Source organism: Ruegeria sp. CDSC085 (assembly GCF_059610465.1).
This window is the reverse complement of the sequence record NZ_JBXWNR010000002.1, coordinates 136351-160854: the sequence shown is the minus strand read 5'-3', so window position 1 is coordinate 160854 and position 24504 is coordinate 136351. Positions and strand designations below refer to the sequence as shown.

Sequence of the window (24504 nt, the reverse complement as noted above, 5' to 3'; positions counted from 1 at the left end):
TTTAATGTAATGCCCTGGGCAAAAAAAAGGCCGAGCTATAAGCTCGGCCGTAGTCCAACAGGGAGGTATGAAGATGATGAGCGTTTCAGCATCACCGCCTTCGAGTGCTCATTTAGGGGTCAGTTTGTGAACGTTCAAGATAATTAACCCTGTGATCTCTTCATGTCCGATATGCTGCATGCGCATAGCTACAGTTTTCCCATCTGTTTCAGCTGTTTGCGCTGCGCGATGATTTCGTCCTGCACGAAATCTCGGAACGCGCCAACGCGTTTTGAGTGCCGTAATTCTTCCGGGTAGGCCAAGTAGACCGGGACATCTGCGGTTTCGATGTCTGACAGGATGGGCACAAGGTGCGGAAAATCCTGCGTGACATAATCGGGCAGGACACCGATACCCAGATTGTGCAAAACGCCCTGAAGCACGCCAAAATAGTTGTTCACCGTCAGCAAGGAGCCGGGATTATAGGTCATCAGGTGGCGCACCATGGATGCACTGGCTCCAACCTGCGGTGCCGCAGGGGTCTGACAGATCAGACGGTGGTCCTTGATCTCGTCCAGTGATTGCAGCATGCCGCCATGGGTCTCGATATAGTCCTGGGTCGCATACAACATCATCTGAACTGTCATCAGACGTTTGCGCACCAGATCAGCCTGGCTTGGTTCTTTCATGCGGATGGCGACGTCGGCCTCGCGCATTGGCAGGTCAAGAACGCGTTCTTCAAGCATCAGGTCGATGTTCAGATCAGGGTATTGCTCGTACAGCTTGGGCAGGCGCGGGGCTAACCAGAGTGTTCCGAACCCGAAAGTCGTCGTGACCCGCAAGACACCAAAGACCTCTTCTTCGCTGTCCCGAATACGCGCAGCAGCGGCATCAAGCCGTTTGGACATGGCGGATGTGGCGTCGAACAGCAATTCACCCTGTTCAGTAAGAATCAGCCCCCGGGCATGACGGTGGAAAAGAGTGGCATCCAGCGACTCTTCCAGTGCACGGATCTGTCGGCTTACGGCGGATTGAGACAGATTAAGCTTGTCTCCGGCGTGCGTGAGGCTGCCGGCGTCGGCCACCGCGTGAAATATTCTAAGCTTGTCCCAATCCATCGCCGCAACTTTCGTTATCTTTCAGAAGCCCTATATGAAATAGGTAACAAGTTCTACATTCAAAGGACGAAATCGTTACATATCAGTGGATAAATTCTATACAGGTCAGAAATTATGACCTAAAATGAACCTAAGTAAAGCACACTGATCTGACGAGGGGAGACGTCTGATGAGCCAGCCACAGATAACGCTGAACGACCGGTTCGATCTTGAGAAAAACCCCGTTCTTCTGAACGGAACACAGGCGCTTGTGCGCTTGATGCTGATGCAAAAGGCCAGAGACCGGCAAGCGGGTTTTAACACCGCGGGATTGGTCACTGGATACCGCGGGTCTCCTTTGGGGGCCGTAGATCAGCAAATGATGCGGGCCCAGAAGCCGTTGGCCGAAAGCGATGTCACGTTTCAGTTCGGTTTGAACGAAGATCTGGCAGCCACCGCACTTTGGGGCAGCCAGCAGGCGGGTCTGCGCGGCGACAGCAAGTTCGATGGGGTATTTGGGCTTTGGTATGGCAAGGGTCCGGGCGTTGACCGATCCGGTGACGTCATGCGCCACGCAAACATGGCGGGTACCGCCAAACATGGCGGTGTGCTCATGGCGATGGGTGATGACCATACCGGCGAAAGCTCGACGGTGCTGCATCAGTCCGAATGGTCGCTGGTCGACATGTATATGCCTATCGTCAGCCCTGCTGGCGTTCAGGAAATCCTCGACTATGGAATTTATGGATTTGCACTCAGCCGTTTCGCTGGTGTCTGGGTCGGCCTGAAGACGATGAAGGACACGATCGAAGTCACCTCGGTCGTGGATGGCAGTCCGGACCGAATGCAGGTGGTCATCCCTGAATTCGATATGCCGGATGGCGGATTGAACATTCGATTGGGGGACACGCCGCATCTGCAGGAAACGCGCGTTATCGACTACAAGAGGTTCGCGGCCGAGACGTTTTCACACGCCAACAAGCTGGACAGGCGGATGTGGGGTAAACCCGGCGCCAAGATAGGCTTTGTCGCGGCAGGCAAGAACTGGCTGGACCTGACACATGCACTTTCGCTTCTGAATATTGACGAAGCCGAGGCCGAGCGTCTGGGCATTACCACCTACAAGGTGGGGCAGACTTTCCCGCTGGATATGGCCGGTTTCCACGATTGGGCCGAGGGGCTGGACCTGATCGTGATCGTCGAAGAAAAGCGCAAGCTGATTGAGGTTCAGGTCAAGGAGGCCATCTTTGACGACCGGCGCGGACGCCGGGTCTATGGCTGGTACAAAGGCGGTGCCGGGACGTTGCACCGGGAAGAACTGTTCCCGACGCGGGGTGCGCTTGACCCGATCATGATCGCTGAAAAGCTGGGCGAAATCCTGATTGAAGAGGGGCGAGAGACTGATGGTATCCGGGCCGGGCTGGCGTCTTTGTCAGAAGCGCGCCGGGCTGACAACGCGCAGGAAATTGCGACACGGCTTCCGTATTTCTGTTCCGGCTGTCCACACAACAGTTCGACCAAGGTGCCTGATGGCAGCCGCGCCTATGCCGGCATCGGCTGTCACTACATGGTACAATGGATGGATCGCGAGACGACCGGATTCACGCAAATGGGTGGGGAAGGCGCGAACTGGATCGGCGAGGCACCGTTTTCGACAACCAAGCATGTGTTCCAGAACCTTGGCGATGGCACGTACAACCATTCGGGCGTTCAGGCGATCCGGGCGGCGTTGTCCGCAGGTACCAACATCACCTTCAAGATACTGTTCAACGACGCGGTCGCCATGACCGGCGGGCAGGACAATGAAGGTGACCTGACTGCCGAACGGATTGTTGCCGAGGTCAAGGCAATGGGTGTTCGAGAGGTGGCTCTGGTTTATGACGAAAAGGAAGACGTCAACTTCAAGGCTTTGCCCGCCAGCGTTCAGACATTCGAGCGAGCCGACCTCATGCAGGTGCAGGAGAAGTTTCGCGAGATCGAGGGTGTTTCGGTCATCGTTTATGTTCAAACCTGCGCCGCCGAAAAGCGCCGCCGCCGCAAGCGCGGTACATTCCCCGATCCCGACAAGCGGGTGTTCATCAACACCGATGTATGCGAAGGCTGTGGTGATTGCGGCGTACAGTCAAACTGCGTTTCGATCGTTCCCAAGCAAACTGAACTGGGTCGCAAGCGCGCCATTGACCAATCAAGCTGCAACAAGGATTTTTCATGCTTGAACGGTTTCTGCCCGTCTTTTGTGACGCTTGAGGGCGCGAAAATTCGCAAGGAGGCGACGACCGAAATTGATCTGCCGGATCTGCCAACACCGGATCTGCCGAAGATCACCGGCACGCACAACGTCGTGATTACCGGTGTTGGCGGTACGGGTGTCGTCACCATTGGCGCCATCCTGGCGCAGGCGGCGCAGATTGACGGAAAAGGCGCGGGCATGATGGAAATGGCGGGCCTGGCGCAGAAAGGCGGCGCAGTTCACATCCACTGCAGATTGGCCAACCGCCCCCAGGACATCAGCGCGATACGTGTCGCCACTGGCGAAGCCCATGCGCTGATCGGCGGTGATCTGGTGGTCTCGGCCGGCGCAAAAACGTTGGGCCTGACGCGTACCGGACGTACGGGTGCCGTCGTGAACAGCCATGAAACGGTGACTGGCGACTTCACGCGTGATACCGAGTTCAGCATTCCGACGGATCAGCTGGAACTGGCCCTGCAAGCGCGGTTGAAAGAAGATGTCTCGCTGTTTGATGCGACCGAACTGGCGCGCGCAGTGATGGGGGATTCAATCTATTCCAACATGATGATCTTCGGCGCGACCTGGCAGCGCGGACTGTTGCCGGTCAGCCATCAGGCGATATTTGAGGCCATTGAGTTGAACGGCGCAGCAGTCGAACGCAACAAGCGCGCGTTTGATGTCGGCCGTTGGGCGGTTCTGCATCCAGAAGAAGTACAATCCATCCTTTCCCCAACCCTGGCTGAAATGCCCAAGTCACTGGACCAGATCATTGCGTTCCGTGCCCAGCACCTGACGGACTATCAAGGTGCACGGCTGGCCAAGCGGTACCGCAAGCTGGTGGACAGTGTAGAGGACGCGGATGTACGCGAAGCGGTGGCAAATGGCTATCACAAGCTGTTGTCGTACAAGGACGAGTACGAAGTTGCGCGCCTTCTGCTGACCAGTCGGGAAAAGGCGGCGGCAGAGTTTGATGGTGACTTCAAGATGACCTTCCATCTGGCTCCGCCGATATTCGGAGGATCGGGCAGCAACGGCAGGCCAAAAAAGCGTGCGTTCAGCGAATCCATCATGACTGCGTTGAAACTGTTGACCAAACTGAAAGCGTTGCGCGGGACGCCTCTGGACATTTTCGGGTATTCATCCGAACGCAAGATGGAACGCGCCCTGATCCGCCAGTATGAAAAGGACATGCGCGAAGTTTTGCCCCTGGTGTCGCAGGAGACGCGTGATGCGATTTCCGCTTTGGCCCGCTTACCGTTGGATATCCGCGGATTTGGGCCGGTACTGCGGGAAAAAGAGGCCAAAGCTGCCAAGCGGAGAGAGGAGCTGCTGGCATCCATCCGCAGCGGTGGGCCAGAATTGCAGGCCGCAGCGGAGTAAATCGTCACTAGGGTGTCACGATAGCTGGTCAAAACTGCTGCTTGCATTTATTTTGCGTGCAGCAAAACGGAGCCCTACATGTCTTCTCGCCGTCATGTCGTTCGTGACATCTCGTATGCCCATTCCGCCGAAACCAGGGGGGGGCGGTTGGTTATCAGGCTGATGGAAAACACCACGGGCCGGTTGCGTCTGATAAAACGGGCGGACGGGTACGAGAAAGAGGTCGCAAAGGGTCGCGATTTCTGGTCGGTTATGGTCGATCGCTATGGATTGACCTTGGATGTCGTTGGTGGCGCACTGGCGAATATCCCCAAAGAGGGTCCCCTTATCCTGATTGCAAACCATCCGTATGGAATTCTGGATGGCCTGATGATGGGTCACATTTTATCTCAGACCCGTGGTGATTTCCGAATTCTTGCAAATCGCGTTTTCCGCAAGGCCGAAGACCTGAACCGTATCGTTTTACCAGTTTCGTTTGATGATACGAAAGAAGCGTTGAAGCTGAACCTGGATACGCGAAAAACCGCGTTGAACTACCTTGGGGATGGTGGCGCGATCGGGATTTTCCCTGGTGGTACGGTCAGCACTGGCGTTAATCCGTTCGCGTATCCCATGGATCCGGGTTGGCGCGGTTTTACGGCCCGTATGGTAGCCAAATCCAACGCCACTGTAGTTCCGGTTTTCTTCGACGGGCACACCTCACGTCTGTTTCAGATCGCAAGCCATATGCATAACACACTGCGCATGGGACTGCTGATCAAGGAATTCAAAAAACGTGTCGATACCCCGGTCAATGTGGTGATTGGCGCGCCGATCGGACGCGACATTCTGGACCCGCTGGGCAAGGATACGCGCAAGATGATGGATTTCCTGCGCAAAGCGACGTATGAGCTGTCTCCGACACCGCTGAAGTCGTATGACTATGGCTACGAGTTTGAGGAACGGCATCGCGCCTGAAGGGGCTAATGGCAGTAGGTATCTTTGATTCCGGATTGGGCGGTCTTACCGTCCTGAGCGCCGCGCAGACACGTCTGCCTGACGTTGATTTCCTGTATTACGCGGACAGCGCGCATGCCCCGTACGGTGTGCGCGATGCCGAGGACATCTATCAGCTGACCCGAAAGGCCGTGCAGGACCTTTGGGATCGCGGCTGCAATCTGGTGATTCTGGCTTGCAACACCGCCAGTGCGGCGGCTCTGCGTCGGATGCAGGAAGAAGGCGTGCCCGACGGCAAAAGGGTTCTCGGTGTCTTTGTTCCATTGATCGAAGCCCTGACCGAACGGCAGTGGGGCGACAATTCCCCACCACGCGAAGTGGCGGTCAAGCATGTCGCCTTGTTCGCTACGCCCGCGACTGTATCCAGCCGGGCCTTTCAGCGCGAGCTGGCGTTCCGGGCAATTGGCGTTGATGTCGAGGCGCAGGCATGTGGTGGCGTTGTGGATGCCATTGAAGACGGTGACATGATCCTGGCCGAGGCGCTGGTGCGCAGCCATGTGGATGCTCTCAAACGCAAGATGCCCGAACCGCAGGCAGCCATTCTGGGCTGTACGCATTACCCGCTGATGGCCGAAGCATTTCAAGCGGCATTGGGACCTGACGTACAGGTCTACAGCCAGGGAGCGCTGGTTGCTGAAAGCCTTGCGGATTACCTGCATCGCCACCCCAACATGTTGGGTAACGGCCCGGGAGGATTCCTGACAACGGGGAAACCCAATGTGGTGAGCGATCGGGCGACCCAGTTCCTCCGACGACAAATCACATTCGAGGCCGCCTGACTTAGGTCAAGGACGCGGCCGTTCTGCTTTCTTTATTTCAAGGCCGTCGCATCGGCGGTCGTAACATGTGACACACGTTGAGAAGAGGTCTGACATGACCCATAAAATCGCTATTCTAGGCGCCTCGGGCTATACCGGCGCGGAACTGGTGCGGCTGATCGCCGAACACCCGAACATGGATATCGTTGCGCTGGCCGCTGAACGGAAGGCGGGAATGACAATGGCGCAGGTTTTCCCCCATCTGCGCCACATGGACCTGCCGGATCTGTGCAAGATTTCCGAGATCGATTTTTCCCGGATCGATCTGTGTTTTTGTGCCCTTCCGCACAAGACCAGTCAAGAAGTGATCAGTGCGCTGCCCAAGGATCTGAAGATCATTGACCTGTCTGCTGACTTCCGGCTGACTGACCCGGACGAATATGAAAAGTGGTACGGAAACCCGCATACCGCGCTCGAGCAGCAGGAAGAGGCCGTTTATGGCCTGACCGAGTTCTATCGCGACGAAATCCGGGACGCGCGACTGGTGGCGGGCACGGGGTGCAATGCGGCAACCGGGCAATACGTTCTTCGGCCGCTGATTTCTGCCGGAGTGATTGATCTGGACGATATCGTGCTGGATCTGAAATGCGCTGTTTCCGGGGCAGGGCGGTCGCTGAAAGAAAACCTGCTGCACGCTGAACTGAGCGAGGGCGCCAATGCCTATGCCGTCGGCGGGACCCACAGGCATCTGGGCGAATTCGATCAGGAGTTTTCCAAACTGGCCGGGCGTACGGTTCATGTGCAGTTCACACCGCACCTTATCCCTGCAAACAGGGGCATTCTGGCCACGACATACGTAAAAGGCGACCCGCTGAGCATCTATGAAACGCTTGCAAAGGCGTACGCGGACGAGCCTTTCATTCAGATGCTGCCAATGGGCGAGACACCGTCGACCCACCATGTGCGCGGGTCCAACTTCTGTCATGTCGGTGTTGTGGCAGATCGGATTGAACGGCGCGCGATCGTGATCGCGGCGCTGGATAACCTGACAAAAGGTAGCAGCGGCCAAGCCTTGCAGAACGCCAACCTGATGTTAGGTGAGATTGAAACCCAAGGCCTGATGATGGCTCCGTTATTCCCGTGAGGATGGTATGAAAACGCTCAAGAAACGTCGCCGAGTACAAGTCATTCTGGTAGCTGCCGTTGCCTTGGTGGCGTCGACGGCGTTGATTGGGTATGCCATGCGCGATGGGATCAACTTTTTCCGCTCGCCAAGCCAGGTGATTGCCGAACCACCCAAACCGACCGAGGTCTTTCGGATTGGCGGCCTTGTCGAAGAAGGTTCGATCATCCGTGGGCAGGGTGAAACCGTGCGTTTTGTCGTTACCGATGGCGGCGAAAGCGTCAAGGTTTCTTTTACCGGCGTCCTGCCTGACCTGTTCTCTGAAAATCAGGGTATGGTGGGCACCGGAAGCTACGTGAACGGCGTGTTTGAAGCCACTGAAATTCTTGCAAAACATGACGAGACCTACATGCCGAAGGAAGTCGTGGACGCGTTAAAGGAACAGGGTGTATACAAAGAGGCCGAAGACAGCTGATCCAACCGGATTTCGTATTGAGGGCGTTGCGCGCGGGATGCGGGCAGCGCCCTTAATCATTTAAGCTTGTTAATCCTTTTTCAGGATCGTCAGCGCCATTCAACGAAATGAGGGCGCCATGCAAACGGTTCGGCAGATTGCCAAGGAAATTGTGCATCGGGAAGGCGGGTTCGTAAGCGACCCGGACGATCCGGGCGGGACAACCAAGTTTGGTGTCACGATCCATACTATGCGCAGGCTTGGATTGGATCTGACCGGAGATGGGCTGGTTGACGAAATGGACGTTCGGGCGCTTACTCAGCGCGAGGCAGTCGATATCTTTGTTCAGCACTACTTTGAAAAACCGCGTATCGCGCTGCTGCCAGAGGTTCTGCATGCTTCTGTCTTCGATATGTATGTGAATGCGGGTGCACAGGCGGTGAAAATTCTGCAACGGCTATTGCGCGAAATGGGGTTTGAAGTTGCGGCAGATGGCGTGATCGGCGTGCAAACGGCGCAGGCGTGCGAAGAGGCGGCACAGCCTGATCCCATTGCGCTGCGCGATGCGTACGGCGTGGCGCGGCGGAACTACTACTTTCGGCTCGCCGACAAACGCCCGGCATCCAGAAAATACGCGCGCACCCGGTCCGGGGGCAAAGGAGGCTGGATCAAAAGGGCCGAAGAGTTTCTGTCGCCGCGCTATCGTTTGTCAGAAAGTGAATTCAACGAAAGGGTTTCGGCATGGATCTGATTTCGGGAGTATTGGCGCTGTTGTTCGGGGGCGGTCGCAACGCTGTGCGTGAAACGGTTGAAATATACCGGGAAAACGCTGAGTCTCGTGCTCAGAGAACAACAGAGTTGCAAAGCCAGGCCATGATGCAGTTTGGCGGAGAGTTTCAGGTTGCTGAGAAAGGCCTGTTCGACCGTGTCATGGATGGTGTCAACCGGTTGCCGCGCCCGGCTTTGGCGCTTGGAACGCTGGGATTGTTCGTTGCCGCAATGGTGGATCCACTGTGGTTTGCCGAACGTATGCAGGGCATTGCACTGGTGCCGGAACCTCTTTGGTGGTTGCTGGGCGTGATTGTGTCTTTCTATTTCGGTGCGCGCCATCAGAGCAAAATACAGGATTTTCAGCGGGATATAGGTGCAGCGATGCAGCGCTTGCCGACTGTCATGGGGAACATAGAAACGGTACAGGCCATGCGCAGCGACAGTCCGGGCGTCGCCGACCCTGGCCCCGATGCCAACCTGATACAGACCGCCTCACATCCCGACGCGAACCCTGCACTGAACGATTGGCGCAGGCTTCGGGGGCGCTGACCCGCGACACTATGTGCCCCCGGATCATGCGAAAGTTAATGGCCCCCGGTTCGGCCTCGGAGTATATTCCGGGACATGATTACAGAGCTCGGCCACTTCGCCCTTATCCTCGCCTTTTTCGTTGCCATCGTGCAAAGCGTGGTGCCTTTAATCGGCGCTTCAAAAAACTGGACCGGCTGGATGGCGTTTGCAGAGCCTGCTGCCATCGTCCAGTTCCTGCTAACTGCGTTTTCCTTCGGTGCGCTGATCTGGGCTTTCATAATGTCGGATTTTTCGCTGCGGATCGTGGTCGAAAACAGTCATTCAGCAAAGCCTATGCTTTACAAGATCAGCGGGACGTGGGGGAACCACGAGGGGTCGATGCTGCTGTGGGTGCTGATTGTCACTCTGTTCGGAGCGATGGCAGCTTTCTTCGGGGGCGGGTTGCCACCAAGCCTGAAGGCGCGGGTGCTGGCGGTACAATCATCCATCGCAGTCGCGTTTTTCGCATTCATTCTGTTAACTTCGAACCCGTTTGACCGGCTGGCAATAGCACCATTCGACGGTCGCGATCTGAACCCTCTCCTGCAGGATCCCGGTTTGGCTTTCCACCCGCCGTTTCTGTATCTCGGCTATGTGGGTCTGAGCATGGCTTTTAGCTTTGCCATCGCGGCACTGATCGAAGGGCGTATCGATGCGGCCTGGGGGCGATGGGTTCGCCCATGGACGCTGGCTGCTTGGGTCTTTCTGACCATAGGTATCGCGCTGGGGTCCTGGTGGGCCTATTATGAGCTGGGCTGGGGCGGTTTCTGGTTCTGGGACCCGGTTGAGAACGCTTCGTTCATGCCGTGGCTTCTGGCGGCGGCGCTGCTGCATTCCGCAATCGTTGTGGAAAAGCGCGAGGCGCTGAAAAGCTGGACCATCCTGCTGGCGATCATTGCATTCGGGTTTTCGTTGATCGGGACATTCATCGTTCGTTCAGGGCTGCTGACGTCGGTTCACGCCTTTGCCAATGATCCCGAGCGTGGTGTCTTTATTCTGATCATTCTGGTGATCTTTATCGGTGGCGCGCTGACCTTGTTTGCAGCACGGGCGCAGGCGATGGAGGCCAAGGGCGTCTTCGGCATGGTCAGCCGTGAAAGCGCGCTGATCGTGAACAACGTGTTGTTGGCGGTCAGTTGTTTCGTGGTTTTTGTCGGCACCATGTGGCCGATGTTGGCCGAGATGATATTTGATCGAAAACTCTCGGTCGGGGCTCCGTTTTTCAATGCTGCTTTTTCACCGTTCATGGTGCTGCTGGGATTAATTCTGCCGATTGGATCGATGCTGCCGTGGAAACGCGGGCGGATTGGAAAGACAGCTTGGTCCCTGCGTTATGCCTTTGGTCTGGCTCTGGCGATTTCCCTGTTGGTTTGGGCGATGCAGACCGGGCGCAGCGCTTTGGGGCCAGTGGGTCTGTTCCTTGGGGCGTGGATTACGTTTGGCGCCACAGTTGATTTGTGGAGCCGTACAGGTCGCAACGGCAGTCTGAAACGCTTGTTCCGTCTGCCGGGCGCGGATTGGGGCAAAGCCGTCGCTCATACCGGACTGGGGGTCACTATCTTTGCCATTGCCGGCCTGACGGCGTGGGAGGACGAGGATATTCGCGTCGCTCAGCTCAAACAACCTTTCGAAGTCGGGCAGTTCACACTGACGCTGCAAGACGTCCGTCGGGTTGAGGGGCCGAACTATTTCTCGACCACGGCGGATGTTCTGATTGAAAAGAATGGCCGCCCGATCGGGACATTGCATCCCGAAAAACGGGATTACCCCGTTGCGCGAATGCCCACGACAGAAGCCGCCATCGATTATCGTTTCCTTGGGGATCTCTATGTCGTGATCGGCGATCAACAGGCAGATGGCGGCTGGGTCATGCGAACCTATATCAAGCCGCTGGCAAACTGGATCTGGGGTGGATGTATCCTGATGGCGCTCGGCGGTGTCCTGAGCCTGTGTGACAGGCGGTTCCGCGTGGCCGCAGGTGCCAGAAAAACCCCGGTTGGCGGAGTACCTGCAGAATGAAACGCCTTGTTCTGATTCTGATGATACTCGCATCACCTGTCTTTGCGGTTCAGCCTGACGAAGTACTGGATGATCCTGTTCTGGAACAACGGGCACGCGATCTCAGCGCCGGATTGCGTTGCCTTGTGTGTCGCAATGAAAGCATTGACGAAAGCAACGCAGATCTGGCCCGAGACCTGCGTCTGCTGCTGCGGGAACGGTTGGTCGCAGGGGATACGGACGAACAGGCCATCGCGTTTATCGTAGATCGGTTTGGCGAATACGTCCTTCTGAAGCCGACCACCAGCGGCTCGAACCTGCTTTTGTGGTTGGCAGGGCCCATCATGCTGTTGATCGCCGCCGCGGTTGGGCTGAACTTTCTCCGAGCCCGGGCCAAGGCTCATGCTTCGGTTGACTCCGCGGCGTTGAGCGACGACGAAAAAGAACGTCTGCGTCAAATTCTTGAAGACTGACGCGTGGTTCTGCTTTTCCCGTTCCGTCAGGGCCAGTAAGTGTGCAAAAACACGTGGCGCGACGGGAGGGTTTTCATGAATTACGAAACGGTTGCTTTGGATATTACAGACAGTCTGGCAGTTCTGACACTGAACAGGCCGGACAAGATGAACGCACTGACCACTCAAATGCGGGCAGAGATTACTCACGCCATGAAAGATGCAGCGGTCAAGGCCCGCTGTATAGTTATCACCGGTGCTGGTCCTGCGTTTTGTTCGGGGCAGGACCTGGGTGATGCGTCGTCAACCGGCAAGATCGATCTGGAACGGTCGTTGCGCGATGAATATGAACCGATGTTGGACACGATCCACAATTGCCCGGTGCCCACGATTGCCGCGGTTAACGGACCGGCAGCCGGGGCAGGCGCGAACCTCGCCCTCTGTGCCGACGTGGTAATTGCGACGGAAAGCGCCTATTTCCTGCAGGCATTTGCACGTATCGGCCTGCTTCCTGATGCTGGGGGAACATGGTTCATGCCTCGCCAGATGGGGCTGGCCAAAGCAATGGGCGCGGCCTTGTTTGCAGACAAGATCACTGCAAAGCAGGCGGATGAATGGGGCATGATCTGGGAAGCCGTGCCGGATGACGTATTTGTCGACCATTGGCGCAAAAGGGCAGAGTATCTGGCGAAAGGTCCCACGGCGGCCTATGACGCGATCAAGCGGGCCATTCGCGGAACCTATGAAAACACCCTGCAACAGCAGCTTGAGACCGAGGCGCACCTGCAAGGCAAATGTGGCCGCTCCAGAGATTTCGCCGAAGGCGTGGTGGCCTTCATGGAAAAACGCCCTCCGAAATTCGAAGGGCGCTGATCAGGCTGGTATCATGCGCGGCGGCGGCGGCGTGTGCGGCGTTCCGGTGCCGCATCGTCATCCGTCCCGTCCGAGGCGGATGTGAACGGACCCAGAGCATCAGCAATCTGATCGAGAGTCGGGCGTTCGCCACGAGGCATGGTGTCCAACGCCTCACGCATCTTGCGCAGGTGATCGGGCATGGTTCCGCAGCACCCGCCAATGATCGTCGCGCCGGCATCCCGCGCCATGGCGGCATACTGCCCCATCAGCTCGGGCGTGCCGTCATAGTGGATGTGACCATCCACGTATTTCGGAATGCCTGCGTTGCCCTTCGAGATCAGTGGGCGCTCAGTCCCTTGCGCGGCAAAACCCAGAACGGTGCGCAGAATGTCAGATGCGCCAGTGCCGCAATTGGCGCCAAATGCGATAGGCGGATTCGGCAAGGTTTCGACCAGTTGGGCCAGATCGGCTGATGTCACACCCATCATCGTGCGACCGGCCGTGTCAAAGCTCATCGTGCCGCACCAGGGCATGTCGGTCAGGGCAAAGGCTTCGGCAGCGGCGCGGAACTCTTCGGGTGCGCTGATGGTTTCCACCCACAGAACATCCACGCCACCTTCTTTCAGCGCTTCGGCCTGTTCGTGGAACATTTCCACTGCTTCGGCGTGCGACAGGCTGCCGACCGGTTCCATGATTTCTCCGGTTGGGCCGACCGATCCTGCAACAATGACAGGTCGTCCGACTTTGTCGGCGACTTCACGTCCCAGCTCTGCGCCGATGCGGTTCAACTCTCCCACGCGATTTTGCGCGTCGTGCAGTTTCAGCCGTGCCGATGTGCCGCCGAATGTGTTGGTCAGGAACAGGTCGCTGCCTGCATCAACCGAACCCTGATACAGCGCCCGGATCTTGTCCGGAGCATCCACGTTCCAAAGTTCAGGAGCGTCACCAGACTGCAGGCCCATGTTGAACAGGTTCGTCCCTGTTGCACCATCGGCCAGAATGGCGTCATTGGTTTCCAGAAGCTTGCTCAGCGCGTTTGTCATAGGGTTGTTCCAGAAAAAGGCGCAAAACGCCGTTAAAAAAGAGACGCCCCGTGTCTCATGACCAAGGCGTCAAATCAAATTCATAAAACTCATGAAGATCATGAGTCAGGCACCTGAGGCTCAGCCTTTCTCGCTCAGGACCTGCGCCTTGGCTTCCGGCAGAAGATCGGCCATTTTTGCGCGGATTTCGTCGTCCGAGGACAGGTTTCCGAGATCGCCCGAAACCTTGCGTACGACATCTTCGTGTCCGGCTTCCTCAAAGTCTGAAATTACAACCGTCCTTGCATATTCCTCTGCATCTGCACCAGTTTTACCAAGCTTTTCTGCGGCCCACAGACCCAGAAGTTTGTTGCAGCGGGCCTGCGCCTTGAACTGCATCTCTTCATCATGGGCAAACTTGGCTTCAAAGGCGTTTTCGCGTTCGTCGAACGTGGTCATAGGGTAAGGACCTCTTGGGTTACATCTTGTTTCCTGATGATATGACTATACGACGTCCCATACGCAAGGGATTTGCGCTGCGTCAAAGCCTCTCGGGTACATGAACTTGCGGGAAATGGGTGCTTGGACTATGAGGACGCCAACGTGAGGGGACTCAATCCCTCTGTGCAGAGTGGAAAGGTCGCTTATGGCGCGTCGCAAGAAAATCTACGAAGGCAAGGCCAAGATTCTGTACGAAGGCCCTGAACCGGGCACGATCGTTCAGTATTTCAAAGATGACGCTACTGCCTTCAACGCGGAAAAGAAGGACGTGATCGACGGTAAGGGGGTGCTCAACAATCGCCTGTCCGAGTTCTTCATGACCGGCCTGACCCAGATCGGCATCCCGAACCACTTCATTCGCCGCCTGAACATGCGTGAGCAGTTGGTTCGCAACTGCGAAATCGTTCCGCTGGAAGTGATCGTGCGCAACTATGCCGCCGGATCGATGTCCAAGCGTCTGGGTATCGCAGAAGGCACCCAACTGCCCCGACCGATCGTCGAGTATTGCTACAAGGACGACTCGCTGGGTGACCCGCTTGTCACCGAAGAACACATTGCCGCTTTTGGCTGGGCCAGCCAGCAGGACATGGACGATATCCTCAGCCTCGCCCTGCGGGTGAACGACTTCATGAGCGGTGTGATGCTGGCGGTGGGCATCCGTCTGGTGGACTTCAAGATCGAGATCGGACGCGTGTTCGAAGGCGACTATCAGCGCCTGATCGTTGCTGATGAAATCAGCCCCGACAGCTGCCGCCTGTGGGATATCGAAACCGGTCAGAAACTGGACAAGGACGTCTTCCGCCGCGATTTGGGCAGTTTGACCGACGCCTATTCCGAAGTTGCACGCCGACTGGGCGTCCTGCCCAGCAACAATGTCACCAAACCGACGCTGATCAACTAAGCAGGGTTGGATCGGAACCTCGCCAAAGCGCCGCGGCAGTGTTTGCGGCGCTTTTTCGTTGGCGGTTGAATTTGACAGCCTCCCGTTTCCTGAGCATGTTTGCCCCGTGCAGTCACAAAAGGTTCAGGATGGGTGTCAAATGGCTGAACTGTTTGATCAGACGGTGTTTCTGAAGTTTCTGGCAGCCGTGCTTGCAATCTTCAATCCGCTGTACAATATCCCGATCTTTCTGAGCATGACCAAGAACTGTACTGCGGCCGAACGGCGGCATGTTGCGGTCGTTGTTACGATTTCGGTTACTGTCATTGCGCTGACCGCGGTTGTGATCGGGGAAGAAGTGCTCGGGGTGTTCGGTATTGATGTGCCGTCTTTTCGGATTGCTGGCGGGATCATCATTTTCGGAATCGGGATGTCGATGTTGAAGGCCGAGGACAGGCCGCCGGGCGATCAGGCTGCGATGGACGACGGGCATGAGCGCAAATTGAATTTCGCCGTCGTACCGCTGGCCATTCCTCTTACCATCGGGCCGGGCACGATTGCCATTACTATTGTTTTTTCGCACCAACTCTCTAACGGCGCCGAAATCTTGACGCTGGGTTCGGCGATCCTGATTGCCTGCGCGATCGTGGGGCTGGGTTTGTTGTTCGCAGATCAGATCTCGCGCCTGTTGGGTGAGACAATGATCAATGTCCTGACCCGGATCATGGCAATCCTGCTGGTCGCCGTCGCGGTCGAGATGGTTCTAACGGGCACGTTCCATGCAATTGATGCGCATTATCCGGGATTGGTCAAAGAAAGCGGATAGTTGGATTGCTGCGGCAAACTGCTTTGCAAACAGGGTTGTCGAATGCCATTTGGCGCGCTATCCCCCGCGCAACGAAATGGGCCGCAGATTGCGGCCCGCAGGTGGAGTTGCCAAAATGAAAGCACGGGTTCATGTGATGCTCAAGAACGGGGTGCTGGACCCGCAGGGCGAAGCAGTTCGGCACGCATTGGGTGCAATGGGCTTTGATCAGGTCGAAGGTGTGCGTCAGGGCAAGGTCATCGACCTTGAACTGGCCGACGGCGCGACCGAAGCGGATGTGACCGAGATGTGCGAAAAGCTGTTGGCCAACACGGTTATCGAACGCTACGAGATCGAACTGGTCTGATTGAATGCGGGCCGCGCGTCTGATCACCTCCCGTCAGCCGCTTGAGGTAACGACGATCCCGGATCCCGCACCTGCGGAAGACGGCGTGATCGTGCGGGTGCTGGCCTGCGGCGTGTGCCGGTCAGACTGGCACGCGTGGTCTGGTTCGGATCCGGACGTCGTCTTGCCCATCACTCCCGGGCATGAATATTGCGGAGAGGTGGTCTCAGTCGGCGCGCGCGTCACCCGGTGGCGTGTCGGGGATCGGGTGATCGCACCTTTCATTCTGGCTTGCGGCCGGTGTCCGGATTGCGCGCAGGGTCATCAGACGATCTGCCCCGATCAGGTTGTACCGGGGTTCACCTGTGACGGCGCTTTTGCGGAATACATAGCGGTGGCGCATGCCGATGCGAACCTGACGTCATTGCCGGACAGTATTGCGCTGGAAACCGCGGCCGCGTTGGGGTGTCGGGTGACGACAGCCTGGCAGGCCCTGGTCGGTCGGGCAAAGGTTCAGGGTGGTGAATGGATCGCTGTCTTCGGCGGCGGCGGAGTAGGGATATCCACGCTTCTTTTGGGTAAGGCGCTTGGCGCTCGTGTCGTGGTTATCGATATCACGGATGATAAACTGAACTATGCCAAAGCTCTGGGCGCTGACGCGGCGTTCAATGCGGCTACCTGCGATGCGCCGCAGGCGGTGAAGGATCTCACTGGTGGCGGTGCTCATGTTGCGATTGAGGCGCTTGGCATTGAAGTGACGACCGTTTCAGCAATGCGATCCCTGCGCAAAATGGGGCGCATGGTGCAGATCGGGATGCCTGCCGGGGACCACACTCAGATGGCGTTGCCGATGGATGTTCTTTATTCCGGTCAGCTTTCTGTCTTCGGAACGCGTGGAATGCCAAGCTGGCGCTATCCCTCTTTGTTGTCGCTGATCGCAGGCGGCGGAGTTGACCTGAGCCCATTGGTCACGCGAAAAATATCTCTGAACCAGGTGAGCACAGAGCTTGCCGCCTTTGACCATTCAACTCCTCCGGGTGTTGCGGTCGTCACCGATTTTGTCTCGTAGGAGGGCCCGCCATGCGCGCAGCCGTAATCGTATTCCCCGGATCAAACTGTGACCGAGACCTCGCGGTCGCTTTCGAGCAGGCCGGTTTTCAGGTCGACATGGTCTGGCACAAAGATGCCGCGCTGCCGGAAGGCATTGATATCGTGGGCGTTCCAGGTGGTTTTTCCTATGGCGACTATTTGCGCTGTGGTGCAATTGCCGCGAAATCTCCGATCTGCAAGGCCGTGGTCAATCACACCGAACGTGGCGGTTACGCCTTGGGGATTTGCAACGGATTCCAGGTTCTCACGGAAACGGGTATCCTGCCAGGGGCACTGTTGCGAAATGCCGGGTTGAAATACATCTGCAAGACCGTGGGCCTGAAAGTCGCAACCAGCGACAGTGTTTTTACCGGCGGCTACAATGCGGGCGACGTGATCGGTATTCCGATCGCGCATCACGACGGCAACTATTTCGCAGATGACGCGACGCTGGCGGCGTTGAGGGATCAGGACAGGATCGCATTCACCTATACCGAGAACCCCAACGGTTCGGTCGGTGATATCGCGGGGATCCTTTCCGAAAACCGTCGTGTTCTGGGTATGATGCCGCACCCCGAACGCGCGGCGGACCAAGGGCATGGCGGCACCGACGGGGCGGCGCTGTTCCGCGCATTGTCAGGTGTGTTTCAAGCGGCGTGACTTGAGGTCACGCGCGCCCACGCGTAACGTCTGACCATGAACTCGGACGTGCGATCAGGATGGTCAAAACTGCTGAAACCGTTTCGCGGCGCCCCATTGGGGTGGCGGCTGCGGCTGGCTGTTCTGGTTTTGATGGTGGCAACAATCGCAACGGTTTGGGTCACCAACCGTCTGCTGACTGACAGGTTCACCGAATCCACACGCAACCGGGCCGAGCTGCGCCTTGCGCTGTATTCCGGTAATTTGCTGAGCGAATTGCGGCGCAATTCCATCGTGCCGCAATTGCTGGCGCGGGATCCGACCCTGATTTCGGCGTTGCAATCCAGGGACTATTCGCTGTCGACGCAGCGATTGATCTCTTTCGTCGAAGAAATCGGTGCGGCGTCGCTGAGGTTGTTGGATGGTGACGGGCGAACGGTTGCAGCGACAGATCGGAGTAAACTGGGCGAGGCACACAGGAACACTTCGTATTTCGTGGACGCGATCCGGTCAAATGCGACGATCTTTTCCGTCATTCCCAAGGAATCCGGCGGGTACAGCTTTGTCTACTCACGGCGACTTGAAAACAGCGCTGAAATACTGGGCGTAATTGTTGTCGAAGTCGATCTGCAAAAGTTTGAACAGGCCTGGGCCGGTATTTCTGATGCGGTGATGGTTACAGACAGCACCGGAACCATCATCTTGTCTACTGAGCCGCGCTGGCGAGGTCTGGATGAGGGCTCGGCCCTGCTGCGTCAGCCACCCCAAGGGGCCATCCAGCGGGCCATTCGCGCAACGACCGATTGGACAGCTTTGCCACCCGACGCCTACCTGCAAGGCGAGGCGGTAATGCGTCTGGAAACGCGCATTCCTTTCCGCGGCTGGCAAATGACGTCATTCACGACCTATGCCTCGATCCGCGAGAAAGTGAACAGCGTTCTGGCGCTCGAGATCATGGGCTTTGCGATTCTTCTGGCGCTGGCGTTCTACGCGCTGAGCCGACGCGCGACGTTGCGCATGACCCTGTTTCAGCGCGAGTCGGCAGAGCTTCGCGCATTGAACGCCCGGCTACAGCGGGAAATCGCTGAACGCGAACGGGTTGAAAAGACGTTGGATTTGGCTGAACAGACCCTTGCCCAAAGCTCGAAACTGGCGGCATTGGGCGAGATGTCGGCCGCGGTCAGTCACGAGCTGAATCAACCGCTGGCTGCAATGAAAACCTATCTGGCCGGTGCCCGTTTGCTGTTGCGTCGAAACCGGCCTGAAGAAGCGCTGGCAAGTTTCGGTCGCATCGATGGTCTGATCGAACGGATGGGGGCGATTACGCGGCAGCTCAAATCTTACGCCCGCAAGGGGGCGGACGCGTTTTCACCTGTAAACCTTGGCGAAGCACTGGCCTCTGCCTTGTCGATGATGGAACCGCAGTTGCGCCAGCGCCATGTCAAGATCACTCAGATCCTGCCTGAAGAACCGGTGATGGTGATGGGGGACCGTATGCGGATCGAGCAGGTTATGGTCAACCTCTTGAGAAACGCGCTGGACGCCACCAAATCAATGGCAGAGCCAGATGTGGAAATCATCCTGGCGGCGGGTGATACGGCTGTACTGACGGTGCGCGACAACGGGCATGGGATCGAGAATATCGAGAACCTGTTCGAGCCGTTCTATACCACCAAACAACCCGGAGATGGAGTTGGGCTGGGGCTTGCCATCTCGTCAGGGATCGTGAACGACCATGGGGGACGGTTGACTGCGCGCAACGGCCAATACGGCGGTGCGGTGTTTGAAATGCAGTTGCCAGCACTGGGAAGCGACGGCCTCGAGGCCGCGGAATAACGAGGAATGACTATGGCACAGGCCATGAAAATTGCCATTGTGGATGACGAACAGGACATGCGCCAGTCAATCAGCCAATGGCTTGCTTTGTCCGGATATGACACGGAAACCTTTGCCAGCGCGGAAGATGCGCTCAAGGTTCTGGGTCCGGATTATCCAGGGATCGTGATCTCGGATATCAAGATGCCGGGTATGGATGGCATTCAGCTTCTGAAAAAACTGATGGGAGCCGACAGCACCCTGCCGGTGATCATGATCACCGGTCACGGCGATGTCCCGATGGCGGTTGAGGCGATGCGGGTTGGCGCGTTTGATTTCCTTGAAAAACCGTTCAATCCAGACCGTATGTCTGAGCTGGCCAAACGCGCCAGCAATGCGCGCCGACTGACACTGGACAACCGTGCGCTGCGGCGAGAGCTGTCCGGTGGCACGCAGATCATGAACAAGTTGATCGGTGCCAGCCCGGTTATGGAGCGGCTGCGTGAGGATATTTTGGATCTCGGCCAGGCCGACGGTCATGTGTTGATCGACGGAGAAACCGGAACCGGGAAAACCCTTGTAGCGCACGCGCTTCATGCTGTTGGCAGCCGTGCAGGCAAGAAATTTGTCCTTGTATCCTGTGCTGCGCTTGAAGAAGACGCACTGGCCAAGCGTCTCTTTGGTCCGATGATGCCCGAGGATGCGCAACTGCCTGCCATCGAAGAGGCGCGAGGCGGGACGCTGGTTCTGGAAGATGTCGAAGCGTTGAGCGATACGTTGCAGGCCAAGCTGCTGAGCGTGATGAACGAGCAAGGCACACCTGCGGAGACTCGGATCGTTGCCATCTCGAACTTGCAGGAGGCGGGCAAGACGTCGGAAGACGTGCTGCGCCCGGATTTGTTCTATCGCCTGGCGGCGCTGCGCATCACCATGCCACCGTTACGCCAGCGTGGGGAAGATATCCTGACCTTGTTCACCCGTCTCAGTGAGCAATTTGCCGAAGAATATGGTTGCGATGCACCTCAGGTGAGCGCGCAGGAGGCTGCGCAGTTGTTGCAGGCCCCCTGGCCGGGCAATGTGCGTCAGTTGATCAATATTGCCGAACGGGCGGTGCTGCAGTCGCGTCGTGGATCAGGCACGATCGCGTCGCTTTTGATGTCGGATCATGAGGAAATGCAGCCGGTGATGACGACCGAAGGCAAGCCGTTGAAAGAATATGTCGAAGCGTTCGAGCGAATGCTGATCGACAACACGATGCGCAGGCACAAGGGCTCGATTGCGTCTGTCATGGATGAGCTGTGCCTCCCGCGTCGGACGCTGAACGAAAAGATGGCGAAATACGGCCTCCAGCGTTCGGATTATCTTTAAGCGAAGCGATTGGGGGCTCTGCCCCCGTCGCCTATGGCGCCTCCCCCGAGATATTTTTGGCCAGATTAAGTGGATCCGTTACGCTGGTTGGGTGATGGAATGCAGTTTGCCCATTGTCTTTTCCACAGGGTTGCTTTTATTGTGTCCGAACGGGCCGGGTGTATTTGACGCCTACAAGTCCCGAATCTTTGAGTTTCGCTGCTGATCCGTTGGTGAGGATCAAGACCTCGCGGTTCAGCAGACCGATTGTGCCTCGATAGGGGCAGTAGAGTACCTGAGCCCGGAACATCTGGGCGAAAGGAATAAATGGGCAGGCTGCGTTCAGACGCGCCTGTCGGAGAAGAACCGCGATGACGCGCGCGCAACGATTGAGAGAACGGGCAGGGGGCCAAAGCGCCAGACCCTGCCGCGCGCCGTCCGATATCGCCCTGACAAGACACCTCCCCAAAAGCGCCTGTCCGCCTGGACAGGTCAGGACAACGCGTTTGGCGCGGTGCACCAAGGACACATGGCTAAGAAAATGCTTATCGATGCCACCCACGCGGAAGAAACCCGCGTCGTGGTGGTGGACGGAAACAAGGTCGAGGAGTTCGATTTTGAGTCCGAAAACAAACGCCAGCTTGCTGGCAACATCTATCTTGCAAAAGTAACACGGGTTGAGCCGTCACTGCAGGCGGCTTTTGTGGATTATGGCGGGAACCGGCATGGTTTCCTGGCGTTTTCCGAAATTCATCCAGACTATTACCAGATCCCCGTTGCTGACCGCGAGGCGCTGATGGAGGAAGAGCGCGCCTATGCCGAGGCAATGAAGGCGCGCGATGAGGCTGAAGAGGCCAAACCCAAGAAGCGGCGTTCCCGGACGCGTTCAAAGGCTGCGGATGTGAAATCCGACGATCCGGTCGAATCGATGGAGGTGTCGACGGAACCATCCGGCATGGAAACCATCGATCTGGACGAGGGTGACGATTCCAACGGAGACGTGCCCGAGGGTACCTCGCCGATGGAAGTCGTCGCTGAAACTCCGGTAGAGGAGCCAGATGGTGACGACGCGCCGGCGGCCGAAGAAGCGGCTGTAACCGCATCGGATGAGGACGCGTTAGACGTTGCGGAGGTTGTCACGGAACAGGCTGTCGAGGCGTCGAAAAACGACGCAGACGATCAAGCCAAAGAAGCTGTGGAACCCGAAGAAGCAGTTCAATCGGAAGGGGATGAAACCCAATCTGAATCGGCGCAAACAGAAGAACCTGTTGACGCTTCTGAGGATCAACAGGACTCCGATGAGGACGGCAACGATACGCTGAACGCTGACGCTGCTTCCAAAGACGCTTCGATTGAAACGGTAGCTGATGAGGATGACAGCGAAGACATTCGTCCGCCGCGCAAACCGCGCCCGCGTCGCTACAAGATACAGGAAGTCATCAAAGTACGTCAGGTCCTGCTGGTTCAGGTCGTCAAGGAAGAGCGTGGCAACAAGGGTGCCGCTCTGACCACGTATTTGTCGCTGGCAGGCCGGTATTGTGTTCTGATGCCCAATACCGCACGTGGTGGTGGCATCAGCCGCAAGATTACCAACGCGGTAGACCGGAAGAAACTGAAAGAGATCGCCTCGGATATTGATGTGCCGGTCGGGGCGGGTTTGATCATTCGAACGGCTGGGGCCAAGCGAACAAAGTCCGAGATCAAGCGCGACTATGAGTACCTGCAGCGCTTGTGGGAGCAGATTCGTGCGCTGACTCTGGAATCCATCGCACCCGCGAAGATCTATGAGGAAGGCGACCTGATCAAACGGTCGATCCGTGATCTTTATAACCGCGATATCGACGAGGTTCTGGTTGAAGGCGAGGGCGGATACCGCATCGCCAAGGATTTCATGAAGATGATCATGCCGTCTCACGCCAAGAACGTGAAACGGTATGAGGATGCGCTGCCGCTGTTCGCGCGCTATCAGGTGGAAAGCTATCTGGCGGGGATGTTCAACCCGACCGTACAGTTGAAATCCGGTGGCTATATCGTGATCGGCGTGACTGAAGCACTGGTGGCGATCGACGTGAACTCGGGCCGTGCCACGAAGGAAGGGTCGATCGAGGAAACCGCGCTCAAGACCAACCTTGAGGCTGCAGAAGAGGTTGCACGGCAGTTGCGTCTGCGCGATCTGGCCGGTCTTATCGTGATCGACTTCATCGATATGGATGAGCGCAAGAATAATGCGGCCGTTGAAAAGCGTATGAAAGAGCGGTTGAAAACCGACCGTGCGCGCATCCAAGTGGGTCGTATTTCGGGCTTTGGCTTGATGGAAATGAGCCGTCAGCGACTGCGCCCCGGTATGATCGAGGCAACGACACAGCCTTGCCCGGCGTGTCATGGCACCGGCCTGATCCGCTCGGACGACAACATGGCTTTGTCTATCCTGCGTCAGATTGAAGAAGAAGGCACCCGTCGGCGTTCGCGCGAAGTGTTGGTACGCTGCCCGGTTAGCATCGCCAACTTCCTTATGAACCAGAAACGGGAACATATTGCGCAGATTGAGGCGCGGTACGGCCTGTCGGTAAGGATCGAAGGGGATATCCATCTGGTCAGCCCGGAATTCTCGATGGAGAAGTTCAAGACGGCCAGCAGGATCGTTCCCGAGGCCACGGCGCCCGTCGTCTCGGTCGATGCGTCGCTGATGGATCTTGTCGATTCCTCTGACGAGGAAGAGGCTGAAGAGGAAATCGCTCAGACCGAAGAAGAGACAAAACCCAAGCGCAAACGCCGTCGCCGCCGCCGCAAAAAAGGCTCGGGCAATGGCGACACGCAGGAGCAGAGCGCGGAAGAGGACGAAACGCCAGCACAAGAAGACGCAGAGAGCGATGCTTCTGACGTTGAAAATGCTGAAGCGGCTGAAGCTGAAGCTTCGGAGGAAGAGAAACCTGCCAAGCCCAAGCGCAAACGTGCCCCGCGTCGTCGTAAGAAAGACGTAACAGCGGAAGAAGCTACAAATCAGTCTGAAGAAACAACTGCCATTGCGGTTGAAGCTGTTGCAGAAGAATCAGCGACCGAAGAAGCTCGCGAGAGCATTGAGGGTGAAGGCGTTGAGGTCTCAGCGGATCAGGTTGAGGTGACCGCTGAATCTGTCGAAGCGGAATCTGGTTCGTCGCTGCCAACAGAGCAATCTGTAAACGGCACGGATATGGCGCATGCGGCGGAACAGACCGATGAGTCAGAAGAGCCATCTATGGAAGCTGTGGAAGCATCCGAGGTAAAAGATGCCGACGATCCCGTCGATGACGCGCCATTAGCAGCAACGCCCGAGCCGGTGCTGGAAGCCGTAGCGGAAGAACCTGACCCTGTATCAACCAAGCCTAAACGGCGCGGTTGGTGGTCGCTGGGAAGTTGA

General features: G+C 57.2%; 21 protein-coding genes. 18 read left to right on the top strand and 3 right to left on the bottom strand.

Features of this window, described 5'->3' with window-relative positions; translation table 11 throughout:
* Positions 1 to 188 precede the first annotated feature (188 nt).
* The gene (locus tag AC2FJB_RS04270) at positions 189 to 1097 is read right to left on the bottom strand and encodes a LysR family transcriptional regulator (RefSeq protein WP_117869056.1); all 909 of its coding nucleotides are present in this window, start codon (positions 1095 to 1097) and stop codon (positions 189 to 191) included.
* 169 nt (positions 1098 to 1266) lie between these two features.
* On the opposite strand from AC2FJB_RS04270, the gene AC2FJB_RS04265 reads away from it, so the two are divergent.
* The 10 genes from AC2FJB_RS04265 (at position 1267) to AC2FJB_RS04220 (ending at position 12681) form a co-directional block, all read left to right on the top strand.
* Positions 1267 to 4686, top strand: a complete 3420-nt coding sequence (locus AC2FJB_RS04265) for an indolepyruvate ferredoxin oxidoreductase family protein (protein ID WP_496717480.1) — start codon at positions 1267 to 1269, stop codon at positions 4684 to 4686.
* Between the two features lie 78 nt (positions 4687 to 4764).
* Positions 4765 to 5643 (top strand): lysophospholipid acyltransferase family protein, encoded by an 879-nt coding sequence (locus AC2FJB_RS04260; RefSeq protein WP_496682087.1) that lies wholly within the window; start codon positions 4765 to 4767, stop codon positions 5641 to 5643.
* An 8-nt stretch (positions 5644 to 5651) separates the two neighbouring features.
* Complete coding sequence (locus AC2FJB_RS04255; protein WP_496717482.1) at positions 5652 to 6461, top strand: glutamate racemase; 810 nt, start codon at positions 5652 to 5654, stop codon at positions 6459 to 6461.
* A gap of 94 nt (positions 6462 to 6555) precedes the next feature.
* Positions 6556 to 7584, top strand: a complete 1029-nt coding sequence (argC, locus tag AC2FJB_RS04250; protein ID WP_299896830.1) for an N-acetyl-gamma-glutamyl-phosphate reductase — start codon at positions 6556 to 6558, stop codon at positions 7582 to 7584.
* A gap of 7 nt (positions 7585 to 7591) precedes the next feature.
* Positions 7592 to 8038 carry a cytochrome c maturation protein CcmE gene (gene ccmE / locus AC2FJB_RS04245; protein WP_496717484.1) on the top strand — a complete coding sequence of 149 codons (447 nt, stop codon included), beginning with the start codon at positions 7592 to 7594 and terminating at the stop codon, positions 8036 to 8038.
* Positions 8039 to 8156: 118 nt separating this feature from the next.
* Complete coding sequence (locus tag AC2FJB_RS04240; protein ID WP_496717485.1) at positions 8157 to 8768, top strand: holin-associated N-acetylmuramidase; 612 nt, start codon at positions 8157 to 8159, stop codon at positions 8766 to 8768.
* Positions 8759 to 9337: a holin family protein gene (locus tag AC2FJB_RS04235; RefSeq protein ID WP_496717486.1), complete on the top strand. Its 579-nt coding sequence runs from the start codon at positions 8759 to 8761 to the stop codon at positions 9335 to 9337. Before AC2FJB_RS04240 ends, AC2FJB_RS04235 begins: the two co-directional genes overlap by 10 nt.
* Positions 9338 to 9412: 75 nt before the next feature.
* Complete coding sequence (locus AC2FJB_RS04230) at positions 9413 to 11377, top strand: heme lyase CcmF/NrfE family subunit (RefSeq protein WP_496717487.1); 1965 nt, start codon at positions 9413 to 9415, stop codon at positions 11375 to 11377.
* Positions 11374 to 11829, top strand: a complete 456-nt coding sequence (locus tag AC2FJB_RS04225; protein ID WP_496717489.1) for a cytochrome c-type biogenesis protein — start codon at positions 11374 to 11376, stop codon at positions 11827 to 11829. Before AC2FJB_RS04230 ends, AC2FJB_RS04225 begins: the two co-directional genes overlap by 4 nt.
* Before the next feature lie 75 nt (positions 11830 to 11904).
* Entirely contained in the window at positions 11905 to 12681 is a 777-nt protein-coding gene (locus AC2FJB_RS04220) for an enoyl-CoA hydratase-related protein (RefSeq protein ID WP_117869047.1), read from the top strand.
* Positions 12682 to 12692: 11 nt separating this feature from the next.
* On the opposite strand, the gene bmt is transcribed toward AC2FJB_RS04220, so the two are convergent.
* Positions 12693 to 13706: a betaine--homocysteine S-methyltransferase gene (gene bmt / locus AC2FJB_RS04215; RefSeq protein WP_496717490.1), complete on the bottom strand. Its 1014-nt coding sequence runs from the start codon at positions 13704 to 13706 to the stop codon at positions 12693 to 12695.
* Between the two features lie 120 nt (positions 13707 to 13826).
* Positions 13827 to 14144: a DUF1476 domain-containing protein gene (locus AC2FJB_RS04210; protein ID WP_117869045.1), complete on the bottom strand. Its 318-nt coding sequence runs from the start codon at positions 14142 to 14144 to the stop codon at positions 13827 to 13829.
* A gap of 187 nt (positions 14145 to 14331) precedes the next feature.
* Here AC2FJB_RS04210 and purC point away from each other — a divergent pair, with 187 nt between their 5' ends.
* The 8 genes from purC (at position 14332) to AC2FJB_RS04170 (ending at position 24504) form a co-directional block, all read left to right on the top strand.
* Entirely contained in the window at positions 14332 to 15087 is a 756-nt protein-coding gene (purC, locus tag AC2FJB_RS04205) for a phosphoribosylaminoimidazolesuccinocarboxamide synthase (protein ID WP_117869044.1), read from the top strand.
* A 139-nt stretch (positions 15088 to 15226) separates the two neighbouring features.
* Complete coding sequence (locus AC2FJB_RS04200) at positions 15227 to 15892, top strand: MarC family protein (RefSeq protein ID WP_117869043.1); 666 nt, start codon at positions 15227 to 15229, stop codon at positions 15890 to 15892.
* Positions 15893 to 16007: 115 nt separating this feature from the next.
* Positions 16008 to 16238: a phosphoribosylformylglycinamidine synthase subunit PurS gene (gene purS / locus AC2FJB_RS04195; protein ID WP_117872765.1), complete on the top strand. Its 231-nt coding sequence runs from the start codon at positions 16008 to 16010 to the stop codon at positions 16236 to 16238.
* Between the two features lie 4 nt (positions 16239 to 16242).
* A complete protein-coding gene (locus AC2FJB_RS04190; protein WP_496717491.1) occupies positions 16243 to 17286 on the top strand; it encodes a zinc-dependent alcohol dehydrogenase family protein in 1044 nt (347 codons plus the stop codon).
* A gap of 11 nt (positions 17287 to 17297) precedes the next feature.
* On the top strand, positions 17298 to 17966 hold the full coding sequence (purQ, locus tag AC2FJB_RS04185; protein WP_496673025.1) for a phosphoribosylformylglycinamidine synthase subunit PurQ: 669 nt from the start codon (positions 17298 to 17300) through the stop codon (positions 17964 to 17966).
* A 36-nt stretch (positions 17967 to 18002) separates the two neighbouring features.
* Positions 18003 to 19781: a sensor histidine kinase gene (locus tag AC2FJB_RS04180; RefSeq protein ID WP_117869040.1), complete on the top strand. Its 1779-nt coding sequence runs from the start codon at positions 18003 to 18005 to the stop codon at positions 19779 to 19781.
* 12 nt (positions 19782 to 19793) lie between these two features.
* Complete coding sequence (locus tag AC2FJB_RS04175) at positions 19794 to 21128, top strand: sigma-54-dependent transcriptional regulator (protein ID WP_050603452.1); 1335 nt, start codon at positions 19794 to 19796, stop codon at positions 21126 to 21128.
* Positions 21129 to 21636: 508 nt separating this feature from the next.
* Positions 21637 to 24504, top strand: a complete 2868-nt coding sequence (locus AC2FJB_RS04170; RefSeq protein WP_496717492.1) for an Rne/Rng family ribonuclease — start codon at positions 21637 to 21639, stop codon at positions 24502 to 24504.